This window comes from Sphingobium limneticum (assembly GCF_008710155.1).
GTDB classification, from domain to species: Bacteria; Pseudomonadota; Alphaproteobacteria; order Sphingomonadales; family Sphingomonadaceae; genus Sphingobium; species Sphingobium limneticum.
Genome location: NZ_VYPZ01000001.1, coordinates 1 through 12167, shown reverse-complemented (window position 1 = coordinate 12167; position 12167 = coordinate 1). Strand labels below are relative to the sequence as shown.

Annotated in this window: 11 protein-coding genes; 5 read left to right on the top strand and 6 right to left on the bottom strand. The window is 60.9% G+C overall.

The features are described from left to right. Nucleotides 1-187 precede the first annotated feature (187 nt). The 3 genes from F4U94_RS00055 to F4U94_RS00045 form a co-directional block, all read right to left on the bottom strand. The gene (locus F4U94_RS00055) at nt 188-2671 is read right to left on the bottom strand and encodes a TonB-dependent receptor (protein ID WP_120253314.1); all 2484 of its coding nucleotides are present in this window, start codon (nt 2669-2671) and stop codon (nt 188-190) included. An 82-nt stretch (nt 2672-2753) separates the two neighbouring features. Next, entirely contained in the window at nt 2754-3653 is a 900-nt protein-coding gene (locus F4U94_RS00050) for a FecR family protein (RefSeq protein ID WP_170271889.1), read from the bottom strand. Further along, nucleotides 3650-4393, bottom strand: coding sequence for an RNA polymerase sigma factor (locus tag F4U94_RS00045; RefSeq protein WP_249042011.1), 744 nt, complete (start codon nt 4391-4393; stop codon nt 3650-3652). The genes F4U94_RS00050 and F4U94_RS00045 overlap by 4 nt, the downstream gene beginning before the upstream one ends. Here F4U94_RS00045 and F4U94_RS00040 point away from each other — a divergent pair. Beyond that, nucleotides 4380-5846, top strand: a complete 1467-nt coding sequence (locus F4U94_RS00040) for an alkaline phosphatase D family protein (protein ID WP_170271888.1) — start codon at nt 4380-4382, stop codon at nt 5844-5846. The two genes, F4U94_RS00045 and F4U94_RS00040, sit on opposite strands and share 14 nt — an antisense overlap. Nucleotides 5847-5921: 75 nt before the next feature. Here F4U94_RS00040 and F4U94_RS00035 read toward each other — a convergent pair whose 3' ends face one another. Further along, complete coding sequence (locus tag F4U94_RS00035; RefSeq protein WP_120253606.1) at nt 5922-8003, bottom strand: catalase; 2082 nt, start codon at nt 8001-8003, stop codon at nt 5922-5924. Nucleotides 8004-8497: 494 nt separating this feature from the next. On the opposite strand from F4U94_RS00035, the gene F4U94_RS00030 reads away from it, so the two are divergent. From F4U94_RS00030 to F4U94_RS25510, 4 genes are all read left to right on the top strand, one after another. Beyond that, on the top strand, nt 8498-9211 hold the full coding sequence (locus tag F4U94_RS00030) for a Crp/Fnr family transcriptional regulator (protein WP_120253318.1): 714 nt from the start codon (nt 8498-8500) through the stop codon (nt 9209-9211). A gap of 53 nt (nt 9212-9264) precedes the next feature. Then, nucleotides 9265-9453, top strand: a complete 189-nt coding sequence (locus tag F4U94_RS00025; protein ID WP_120253319.1) for a hypothetical protein — start codon at nt 9265-9267, stop codon at nt 9451-9453. Nucleotides 9454-9664: 211 nt separating this feature from the next. After that, entirely contained in the window at nt 9665-9922 is a 258-nt protein-coding gene (locus F4U94_RS00020) for a hypothetical protein (protein ID WP_120253320.1), read from the top strand. A 7-nt stretch (nt 9923-9929) separates the two neighbouring features. After that, the gene (locus tag F4U94_RS25510) at nt 9930-10055 is read left to right on the top strand and encodes a DUF2256 domain-containing protein (protein ID WP_120253321.1); all 126 of its coding nucleotides are present in this window, start codon (nt 9930-9932) and stop codon (nt 10053-10055) included. Here F4U94_RS25510 and F4U94_RS00010 read toward each other — a convergent pair. Together F4U94_RS00010 and F4U94_RS00005 are read right to left on the bottom strand one after the other, a co-directional pair. Further along, nucleotides 10045-11154: an extracellular catalytic domain type 1 short-chain-length polyhydroxyalkanoate depolymerase gene (locus F4U94_RS00010; RefSeq protein ID WP_120253322.1), complete on the bottom strand. Its 1110-nt coding sequence runs from the start codon at nt 11152-11154 to the stop codon at nt 10045-10047. The genes F4U94_RS25510 and F4U94_RS00010 overlap by 11 nt on opposite strands. A 300-nt stretch (nt 11155-11454) precedes the next feature. Further along, on the bottom strand, nt 11455-12167 hold a 713-nt coding region (locus F4U94_RS00005; RefSeq protein WP_249042010.1), incomplete at its 5' end, for an amidase family protein.

Sequence of the window (12167 nt, the reverse complement as noted above, 5' to 3'; positions counted from 1 at the left end):
AGCCGCCTCGTCACCTAGCGCTACCTCCGGCCCGTTTGGCTGCCGATATCGACCGATCTCTTCTGTCCGTCAGGACCAATGCGCCATCATGACAAGGCGCCACCTGCCAAGGGACTGGCCGATGGCGCCTCACCGGGCGACCCGAAGGCTGGAGGCCCCGCATAAGCGGAGCCACCTTCGGCCGGTTTTAGAAGCTCATGCGAACGCCCATCGCATAGGTGGCGGGCGCACCGACCATACGCGACGCGCCGTTCATTTCGGGATAATAGACTTCGTCCGTGATGTTTCGGCCCATGGCATAGATCGACCAGCCATGCGGCGATTCCAGCTCGATCCGGGCATTGAGCAGCGTGTAAGCCGGCGAGGTATTGCCGACGACCGCGTTCAGGCGGTTCGATTCCTTGCCATGATGGAAGATGTTGGCGCGGCTCTTTAGCACCCAGCCATCACCGAAGCTGTAGCTGTGGACGAGGCCCACCCGGCCGGTCCATTTCGGCGCACCGGGCAGCGGATCGCCGACAGTTGCGGTCACATCGGCGATGCGGTTGGAATTAAACTCGGTGATCTTCGAATAGAGATAGGTGCCCGATGCGTCGAAATCGAGTTTGTGCCCGCCGCTGTTCAGCAGGTTGACGTCCAGTGCGGCTTCGAAGCCGCGGGTCTTGGCCTTACCGACGTTTGTGCGGCCGTTAGTGTCATTGTCGAGGCGCGTCGTCGCCTGCAGATTGTCGAAATCATTGGCGAAGGCGTCAAGCGACAGACGGATCGGCCCTTTATAATAACGCACGCCCGCTTCATAAGCCCAGACCGTCTCGGACTGGAACGGCTCCGTCTCGGCCAGCGTCATGATCGAAGTGCCATCAAAGCCGCCCGAACGATAGCCGCGCGCGACCGACGCGAAGACATTCAAATCGTCGGTGATGAACCACTGCGCGGCAGCACGGCCTGACAGGTCGTCATCCTTGAACTGCTTGTCCCACTGAAAATTGGGCGTCGTCGCGAAAAATGTGGCGTAATTGGATATGCCCCAGGGGTTATCGTCGATGTTGCGGCCCTGCGAATCCACATCGTCCTTGGTATAGCGCAGGCCCAGCGTCAGCTTGATCTTGGGCAACAACTCATAATCAGCCTGACCGAACAGCGCGGCGCTACGGCGGCGCTGATTATGGACATTATGATAGATGGTCCGCGCGGCCCAGCTGGTCCATTGGCTTTGATAGTCGATCTTGTCGCTCATGTAGAAGCCGCCCACCAGCCAGTTGAAGCGCCCCTGCTGTTCGTTGCGCAGGCGCATTTCGAGCGATGCCTGGCTCAGATCTTCGTCGAACAGATATTCATATTGGGGATAAGGCGTGCCGTCGCCGTTACCACCGATATTGCGCTGGCTCGACTGCCAGCCGGCGACCATGTCGAAGCGGGTGGTGTCGTTCAGTAAGTGCGAAAATTGCGCGGACGCGCCTTTGATGTCGATCCGTTGCTGAAAATAGGCTCTCGAATAGAAGCTGTAGGGATCATTATCTTCGCCGGCATTGAGAACGCTGCTGTCCTCCGCTGCGCTGATGCGGTCATATTGACGAGCATCGCCACGGTCACGACTGGCAAAGGCCTTCAGCGTCAGACTCGTATCTGGACCGAAATCGATATCCACCGTACCGCGCGCGGCGAACAGATCCTTGTCGCCAAAGCCCTTGCGTGCGCCAGGGTCGTTGATCGCAGGCACCTGTCTCTGGACCACGCCGCCGACGCTCAGTTGCGCGCCCGCCAGATCGCCCGCGCCCTTCCCGTTCATGAAGCCGCCGCCCTGATCGGTCATCACTGCCAGTCGCACGCGCATATTGTCGCTGACCGGACCGCCGATCGCCGCTTCCGCGCGCAGGCTGTCATAGCTGCCATAACGCACATCGGCATAGCCGTCGAACGTGTCGCGGCCGCCGCGCGTGATCGCGTTGACGACGCCGGCCGTGGTGTTGCGGCCATAGAGAGTGCCCTGCGGCCCACGCAGCACCTCGATCCGCTCCAGATCGAACAGAGGCATGCCCAGATAGGCGTTGGAGCTTTGATAGACGCCGTCCACATGAAGGGCGACCGACGGGCTGCCGTTGGGCTTATAGTCGTCGGCGCCGCCGATCCCGCGGATGGTCAGCAGGCCATAGCTTTCGCCGCCCGTGCTGTAGTTGATCGACAGGCCCGGAACTTCATCGACCAGACTGGCGAAATCGGCAATCTTGCGTTCTGCCGCTTCCTCGCCCGAAACGACGGTGATCGCCTGCGGCACTTTCGACAGGTCTTCGACCCGCTTTTGCGCCGTGACGATGATATCGCCGCCGCCCGCAACGCCCGCCCCCGCTTCGGCAGCCGACAGATCGGTCGGCGCCTTGGCGACGGCGAGGGAGATCATCGCCGCGCCCTCGTAGGAAATGGCCACGCCTCGTCCGGCGATCAGGCGGCGCAGCGCCTCGGCACGGGAAAAGCGCCCCTTGAGCGCGATCGAGCGGCGACCGGCGATGGCGTCATAGGGGAAGACCATCTGCACGCCGGCCTGCCGACCGAACTCGTTCAGCGACGTCGCCATATTCTGCGCCGGGATGTTGAAGGCGATAGCGCGATCGCTCGCGGCACTGGCGGGCGCCGCGGCGAGGATCAAGGGTAGTGCGACGACATGAAAACTCATTATTGCCCTCCGATGGAAGCGTCTCTCGGAGGATGGGATGGGTGGGCGCGGCACGACCTCTATCGCAGCTGCAAAAAAATTATCAGCCGGCCGTGAGGGTAATGGCGCCATTTTCGCTGCGCTGCGATCGGATGCCGAACGACGCATGCAATGCGGTCAGCAGATCATTGGGGTTGGTGGTCGTAAAACGCCCCCCCAGCCGAATGCGCGACAGCGCCGGATCGGCGATGACGATCCTGGGGTCGAGATAGCGATTGAATTCGGCCACGACGAAGTCGAGGCTCTCGCCTTCGAACACCAGTTGCCCATCTTTCCAGCTGCGCGCCCGGTCCAGCGCTACCGGGTCGGCCGGTCCGATAGCCACGTTCTGGCCGATCACGCGCGCCATCGCCCCTGCTGTAAGTCCATCGCCCCGCACGCTATCGGCCATGCCATTCAACACGAGAAAGTCGAAGGATTCAGGTTGCTGTCGCGCATTGAAGCTGCCGGCGCCGAGTGTGAATCGTGCGCTCCCTGCCTCCAATGTCAGCTTGCCGCGCAGCGAAGCCGGAACCGTAAGGCCGATCTCGCCACGCTCCAACCAGATGCGGCTGTCCCCCTTGTCGATCCGCCAACTGATCCGCGTGCCCGTATTAAGTTCGATCCGGGTGCCGTCGTCCAGCACCAGCGCGCGCCGTTCACCTATCGCGGTTTCGGCATGTTCGCGCGCAGTGGCCCGTACCGCCAGCAGCGCGCCGGCGACCGACGCCCCACCAGCCAAGACGCCGGCGCGCAACATCCCACGGCGGTTGATGGCGGTGGGCGCCGGTTCGGCCGGACGGTCCTCGACCGCGCGTAGACGCTCCACCTGCTCAAAGGCATGGGCCACCTGGGCAAATGCGATGGCATGGCGGGGATCGGCCGCACGCCATTGTTCGAAAGCCTGCGGCGTGACCGAGCCTGCATCGAGCGCCGCCAGCCAGCCGGCGGCTTCCTCCATCATTTTCTCTGGTGTCGGTGGCGTTGCCATAAGCGCGAAAACGGGACCCTTTCTTCCTGCGGTGGCGCTTCCTGCATCGCATAGGCAAGAATGGCCAGCCCTTTGGCAAGATGCTTCTCTACAGTAGAGACCGACAAACCCATCCGCACCGCTATATCGCCCGGCAATAATCCTTCGATCCGCCGCATCTTCACCACCGCGCGCGCCTGTGGCGGCAATTGCTCCATCAACGCGATCAGCCGTGCCAGCTCCATATTGCCCGATAGCACTGCAAATTGATCCGGCGCGCTATCGGCAATTTCCATCGCCTCCATATCGGCCAGATGCTCGAACCGGACGATGGTGGCGCGACGATGACGTTCATGCGCCAGATTGCGGATGATGGTGAGGACGAAGCTGCGGGGATTGACGATCTCGCGATGATGCGACGCATTGATCGCGCGAGCATAAGCCTCCTGCACCAGATCCTCGGCCTCGGCCGTGGGGACCAGCCGAGCCGCCTGCCGCCGGAAAGCGACCCGGTGCGGCAATATCTCATCAATGAACCAGCGGTCTACATCCCTCAACCAGGTCACGGCGGCTTCCCCCTTCGGATGAGCGGGGCGGTTAGCCAGTCGGCATGACAATATCGGGACAATATCCACATTCGTCGGGGGCCGCTGTCGCATTACTGTCAAACGCCGCCGATAGGGCCGCCCGATGCAAGCCCCTCCCTGGCATCGCCGCGCCGTGCTCAGCGCCATTGTCGCGCTTGGCGCCACGCCGCTCCGGGTGCTCGCCGCCCCCTTCACTGCGCAGGCCGACCCCTTTGCGCTCGGCGTCGCCAGCGGCGATCCATCCCGCGACGGCTTCGTGTTGTGGACGCGCCTCGTCGGCCCCGACGCCCACCCTCTTCGGGCCGGATCGATCCCGGTCCGTTACGAGGTCGCCGAGGATGAAGGATTTCGCGACATCGTCCGCACCGGCGAATTGAACGCGCATCCCGAGGCGGCGCACAGCATCCATATCGAACTGACCGGACTACGACCGGGGCGACCCTATCATTATCGCTTCCATGCGCTTGGCGCGACCAGCCCGGTCGGGCGCACCGCCACCGTGCCGGACCGCACCGACCGGTTGCGGCTGGCGCTCACATCCTGCCAGCATTGGGAATTGGGATGGTTCGGCGCCTATCGCGACATGCTCGCGGGCGATCCCGACCTGATCGTGCAGGTCGGCGACTATATTTACGAAACATCCTATCCCGACCAGCCCAAGGTCCGCGACTTCGGTGCGCCCGAACCACGCGATCTGGATGGGTACCGCGCCCGCTACGCCCTCTATCGCACCGATCCGGATTTGCAGGAAGCGCACCGGCGCGTGCCCTGGCTCGTCACATGGGACGATCATGAGGTGCTGAACGATTATGCCGCGCTCGCCAATCGAGAGGGGCTACCTCCCGAAATTTTCGCGGCGCGGCGAGCGGCGGCCTATCAGGCCTATTTCGAACATATGCCGATCCGCCCCAGCCTGTGGCGCTCGATGGCCAGCCCGCGCCTCTATCATGGGGTGGACTGGGGCGAGCTGGCATCGCTTTCCATGCTCGACACGCGCCAATTCCGGTCCAGCCCGCCATGCGCGGCGCCGTCGGTAGCCCGCAACGTCCGGCTCGATCATTGCGCCGAACGCTTGGCGCCCGATCGGACCATGCTGGGACAGGCGCAGGAGGCATGGCTGGCTCAGCGCCTTTCCCAAGAGCGGCGCCCTTGGACTTTATTGGCGCAGGGCGTGTTTTTTGCGCCGTTGGCGCTCGATGGCGCGGGTGACGCCGTCTATAGCGACCAGTGGGACGGCTATGCCGCAGGCCGCTCGCGGCTGCTGGATCAGCTGGCCCGGCCCAATGTCCGCAATCCCCTAATTCTAAGCGGCGACGTCCACAGTTTTTGGCTGAACGACCTGCATCGGGCGGATGGCACCCCGCCAGTGGCGACCGAAATCGTCACCTCCGCCCTTGCTGCCCAATCGCCGCCAGCCGGCCGCTTCGGCGAGGTTCGCGCCAATAACCCCCACATCCGCTTTCATGACCTGGACCATAGCGGCTATGTCCGCATCGAGATCGAACCAACGCGACTCGTGGCACAATGTCGTGCACTGGATCTGAAATCGGCCCGGGCAAAGCCCAAGATCCTGCAACAGGTGGAACAGGATATCAGGTAGGCGACGACTGCATCTGGCCCGGCTAAAAAGACATGAGCGACCAGGCGTTAAACTGATCGCTCATCATGTCTTCTCTCAAGCCAGCATACGCAGCGATGGTTCGCGGTCATAGAAGCGGAGAGCCGCCGCCTCGACGAACGCTGCATCGACCCCTGTGACGCCCGCGTCGGGCACCACGCCGGCCTTGTCGAGCAAGGGCTGCGCTGTCTCATTCGCGCCAATCGCCTTGAGATGGCCAAAGGCGTTCATCACAAATTCGACCGCCGCGCCTTCGTTCAGCAGCGTCGCGCAGCCCTCCTGCGACACTATGATCGCCACGGCATCGAAAATCTGACTCGGCGATCCTGCCAGCTGACCATCGGCCTTCTGCTGCTTGCCGTTGGAGAGCTTTGCGCCACCGACTTTGGGCGCGACGACAACAGCCTTGCCCTTGGCTTTTTCTACTGCCGTGACGATTGCTGCCAGTTCGTCGGCATCGCTGCCGTCCGCGATCAGAATGCCGACTTTGCGCCCCTCAAGCGTCGCCAGCATATTCTTATGGATCGAAAGTGCGTCCGAAGGCGGCATGTCGATCGGCTCCTTGGCGGCGGGCGTCTTTTTCGGCAGATCGATCCCTAGGCCGTCCGCAACCCGGCTCGCCAGGTCTTCGTCCACATTGCGTAGATTGGCCACCATCCGGCCGGGCACCTGATCGAGCTGTGCCACCTTCGAGAGTTCGAACACGAAGGACGAAGCGATATGGGCCTGTTCACTGATCGTCTGTGAACGGTAGAATAACCGCGCCTGACTGTAATGATCGGCGAAGGCTTCCGCCCGCACGCGCAGCTTGTCGCCGCTCTCTTCAGCGCCAGTGGCGGCATTCGCCGTTACAAAGCCGACGTCCGGGCTTTCGCGCGGTCCACCTTCCTCGCCATGCGCCGCCAGGCTGTTGGGTTCATAATTGGCACGGCCCTTGGGCACCATCGTCTGCATTTTTCCGTCTCGCTGGAAATTGCCGAACGGACAGCGCGGTGCGTTTACCGGGATCTGATGGAAGTTGGTGGTGCCAAGCCGTGAATTCTGCGTGTCCAGATAGGAGAAGAGCCGGCCCTGAAGCAGCGGATCGTTCGAAAAATCGATGCCTGGCGGAACATTCGAGGGCAGAAATGCGACCTGCTCGGTTTCGGCGAAGAAATTATCGACATTGCGATTGAGCGTCAGCGTGCCGATCAGGCGCACGGGCACATCCTCTTCCGGGATGAGCTTGGTCGCGTCGAGCACGTCATAGGGTTGCGCCTCGGCAAACGCCTCGTCGAACAATTGGATACCCAGATCCCATTGCGGGAAATCGCCGGCGTCGATCGCCTCGAACAGGTCGCGGCGCTGATAGTCATTGTCCGCCGCCTGAAGCTTCAGCGCTTCGTCCCAAATGGTAGACTGAATCCCAAGTCGGGGCTTCCAGTGGAATTTCACGAAATGGGCTTCGCCCTTTTCATTGACCAGCTTGAATGTGTGGACGCCGAATCCTTCCATCGTGCGGAAAGAGCGCGGCAAGGTGCGGTCGGACATCGCCCACATCAGCATGTGCGTCGTTTCGGGCATCAGCGAGGCCCAGTCCCAGAAAGTATCATGCGCGCTCCCCGCCTGGGGATAACCACGATCGGCCTCCATCTTGACCGCATGGACGAGGTCGGGAAATTTAAGCGCATCCTGAATGAAGAAAACCGGGATGTTGTTGCCCACCAGATCCCAATTGCCTTCGCGCGTGTAGAATTTGACGGCAAAGCCGCGCACATCGCGCGGCGTGTCGACGGACCCCGCGCCGCCCGCCACGGTCGAGAAGCGGACGAAAACCTCGGTCTTCTCGCCTTTGGTGAAGACAGCGGCCCGGGAGAGGTCCGATATGTCGTCGGTCGCCTCGAACACGCCATGGGCGCCCGATCCGCGCGCATGGACGATACGTTCAGGGATTCGCTCATGATCAAAGTGGAAAATCTTCTCGCGAAGGACGAAATCCTCCAGCAGCGTGGGTCCGCGCGATCCGCTCTTCAGCGAATTCTGATTGTCGGAAACCGGCACGCCATGATTGGTCGTGATAACGGCCGTATCCAGGCTTTCGGCAGTCTGATGGGTTTCGCCGCCGATCGTCTTGCCGCCGGATTTGGGTGTCTTGGCCATTTGCGTGTCGCCTTTCTGCATATCGTTCAATCGCAATGAGGCGGATCATATTTTTCTGTCACGACGCGCCTGTCGTCTGCGCATCGAAGGTCCGTCACTGCTGTTCGAGGCATTGGCCGACAAGATCGACCCAAGCCTTCACAACGCGTCAGACACAGTTTGTTCACCGCCAAATCATCCACCCGATCGATTTTCCTGTGGCGGCTTGATCTGGGTTTACTCAATCCGCGATGCGCCAAGCATCAGGGCCGCTATTCACGCGGCTCAAATCCATGATATTCGTGACTTCCCTAGCGAATATGGACCTACCGAACGGTCCGGGCGTTAGCCCGCCATGTTAGGATGGAGAGAGGGGACTGCGGGCGGTGGATCTTTCGGACATCGATCGGCCTATCGCTGATCGCTTCAATCTGCCTTGTCGCGCTCGCTATAGACTGCGCATAATGCTTCAGGCACTTCGCGAACGCAGGCCTATGGAGTAAGGAAGATGGCTTATGGCGATTTTCAACGATTTTCTCCGTGACCGCCGCCGGGATGAACTGTCCTCAGAAGACCTCCAAGCGCTGGAGGCGAGCGTTCATGCCGTGCAAAATGTGCCTGCACGCCACAGCCTTGCGATTTCCAAGCAACCGATCGGCGTCAGCACCTATCTGATCGAAGGCTTTATATGCCGCTATATGGATGATCGGGAGGGTGTGCGCCAATTGGTGGCAGTGCATGTTGCAGGGGATTTCGTCGACCTGCATGGATATCCGTTAAAGCGGCTGGATCACGACGTCGCAACCTTGGGCCCGTGCAGGATTGCGCTTGTTCGCCACGAGGCCATCGACCAGTTGGTGAGGGACCGGCCCAATCTGACGAAGCTGCTGTGGTTCAGCACCCTGCTCGATGCGGCCATGCACCGCGAATGGATATTCCGTTTGGGTCGCCTGGATGCAGTCGCCCGTGTCGGCCATTTTTTCTGTGAAATCGAAGCCAAGCTGCGTGCCGTGGAACTGAGTGACGGCAGGCAATTCTCCTGCCCGCTGACTCAGGCCGACATAGGCGAAGCGTGCGGCATGACATCGGTCCATATCAACCGCATGCTGAAGGAACTGCGGGAACGCGGGCTGATGCATATGCAGCGCGGGCGGGTGACCATACTGGATTTGCCGGCGCTGCGGCGCCTGAGCGAGTTCGACCCCTCCTACCTGTTCATAGGGGAGTGAGGGAACCGTCTGTCTTCGCAAGCGTCCATCGCCAGTGGAATGGTGGAGAAGCTATGTCTCAAGCATATGTCTATGAAGAAGGCGGGAAGGCCTTTGCTGAAGAAGGCCAGGTGATGCTTGACGGACCGGATGGTGTGGCGGTCAGCATGACCCCCGATGCCGCGGAAGACACCGCCAGAGAACTGCTACGAGCAGCTTTGGAAGCACGGAATCAAATTTCACCGGGTGATCGCGATCCATGACCGTCTTCCCACGTCGGAAATAGGAGTGGACTGACACAATGTCCCGCACCCGTCGCGGCACTCCAACCCTCCCGGCACAGCGATGAGGCTGTTGAATCAACTTGCGCCGATGCGATAGTCGGCCGGCGCAAAGGCCCTATTTCCTGCGTTGACCGGAGAACCAAGATTGCACATGAGCGACGCATAGACTGAGAATTGCCGAGGAATAGCTATGGAACAGGATTATGCGCATGGCCGCCGGGATGGTCTGCGACTGGCACTGTCGATCCTGGCGGCAGAAGAGGCGAAATGGGCAGCGTTGCTGGGCGAGAGCCGATCTTGGCGTACCAATGCGACGCGCGAGGTGCGGCATAAGACATTGATGGTGGCGCAACAGCGACTGCGTACCGCGCTAAACCGCCTCACACCCAAATCCGATCACGCCATCGACCCCGAGGTTGCGACGGTGCTCGAGAAAATTGGACTGTGATCCTGTCATGGCCCACCATAAGTTGAAGCGGCCTTCGAATATCTGCCCCGGTTGCGAGCGAGCATTCTCGTCGCGCAAAAAATGGGCGAGGGATTGCGGGCGAAGTCAAATAGAGCCGCCATCTATCGCATGAGACCGGCCGCCCGGAGCGCGTCGTGGATAATCTTTTCAACTCCAGCCTTCCCCGATATGGTCGGGCGCGAAGGTTCGGATGGCGACGGTTCCAGACGGCTTATCCTTGATACCGGCAGATTTGGGCGTTCCTTCAGAGTTTCCCCAGCCGATTGCGCTTGGGCGCGCTCCGCCTTAGTCTCTAGCAAACCCCAGGCAGACGCTATGCGACGCGTCGAAGAAATTCCCGCCTCCAGCATATGCGGCATCACTACGCCGCAAGCATCCTGCCCGGTCGTGGCCAGCGGGGTGCCATGGCCCATATTGGCAATGCGATAATCCTCGATGAGCGGGCGTCCCGCTGCATCATTCCAGGCCCGGCGGCGATGGCCGGCTATTTGTTCCGCCTCGTGCGGTGCCGGCTCAAGGCCATGGACTGACAGCCATTGGGCGAGGATCGCATCCGCATTGGCGCTGCTGACCGTCGCGTCGGCGCTGCCATGCCATATCGAAATGCGCGGCCAAGGACCATGATGGTCCGACGCATGACGCACCCGGTCACCCATATCCTTCGTACTATAGCTTCCTGGCGCCCGCATCGCTTCCAGTGCCTGCGGGACATTGGAAGCCGATCCGTGCGGCAAGCCGGCGATGATCGCACCGCCAGCAAAGAGTTCCGGATAACTAGCCAACAGCACCGACGTCATCGCGCCGCCGGCGGAAAGGCCGGTCACGAATATGCGGGACGGATCGATATCATGAGCATCGATCATCGCCACGATCATCTGACGGATGGACAATGCTTCGCCCCGGTCGCGACCATTGTCGGTGGGAGAGAACCAGTTGAAGCAGAGATTGGGGTTGTTGGCGCGCTGCTGCTCAGGAAACAGCAACAGAAAACCATGCTCATCCGCCAACTGCGACCAGCCCGAACCGCGATCATAACCGCCAGCGCTTTGCGTACAGCCATGCAGCACGACGACCAAAGCGGGCCTTTCGGCAATGCGAGCGGGAACATGGATTTTTGCGTTCAACGCGCCGGGGTTGGACCCGAACGCATTTAAGTCATGCAGACGGCTTGCCCGGTCGTCATCGGCGTGGATGGAATGATGCCCTCGCATTGCGGCAAGTCGAGCGAGCGTGACGGATAATCTGGCCACACGATAGTCTCCTGTCTTGCGACCATGACGGTTTGATACCGGGATGATCCGTTTATGCTGCACTGCACAATATGGATTTCCTGGTCGGGCTTACAAGGCGCAAAATCTATCTATCGGATGAACCGCCGCCATGGAGCGGATAGCAATTTGACAAAAAATCATAAATCGGCGGAGCGAGGCATCTCCGATAGAAAACCTCTTCCGTCAGATGTTCCGCTTGCCGACTCTCCTCCAGAAGGTGGCAGACAGGCCGCCCGTCATCTAACCATTCAAGGCGGATGGCAAATTGGCGGCGATCCAGAGCGACGCTTTTTCATAGGCATGCCCGACCTGAAGGACGGCAAGGTCGCTATGGCGCTTCCCGATGATCTGGAGGCCGATCGGGAGTTTCAAAGCTCCGCCGAATCCGGCGGGCACCGCAAGCACGGGCAAACCCGCCATCGTTGCCGGCAAGGTGACTTCCATCCAGCGATGGTAGCTGTCCATGGGCTTCCCGGCGATCTCCGTCGGCCAGCGTTCCTTGACATCGAACGGAAAGACCTGGGCTGTGGGCAGTACCAGAAAGTCGTATTTCGCGAATGCAGCTTCGAACGCCTGATAGATACGCGATCGACCGGCGGACGCGACGGCCAGTTGCGGGCCGGTCAGTTTCATGCCGCCTTCAACTTCCCATATCGCTTCCGGCTTCATCAGCGCGCGTTTGGCTGGATCGTCATAAAAAGCCTGCAAATCCGCGCCGACCGACCAGAAGCGCAGTGCAACGGCGGTGCGCCACATATCCGCTGCAGGCTCGGACAGCGTGGCTTCCTCGACTGTCATGCCGATCGCTTCAAAAGCCTTGAGCGCTTTAGCAGGTTGCGGAAAAAGGCTCTTTCCTTGAGCCGCTTGAGGTGATTCAGACGCCTTCAACTGAGGTTGAAGGATTTGAGATGCGGGGCGGCGATTACCGGAGCGAAGGGTTGTTTTCCTACGTG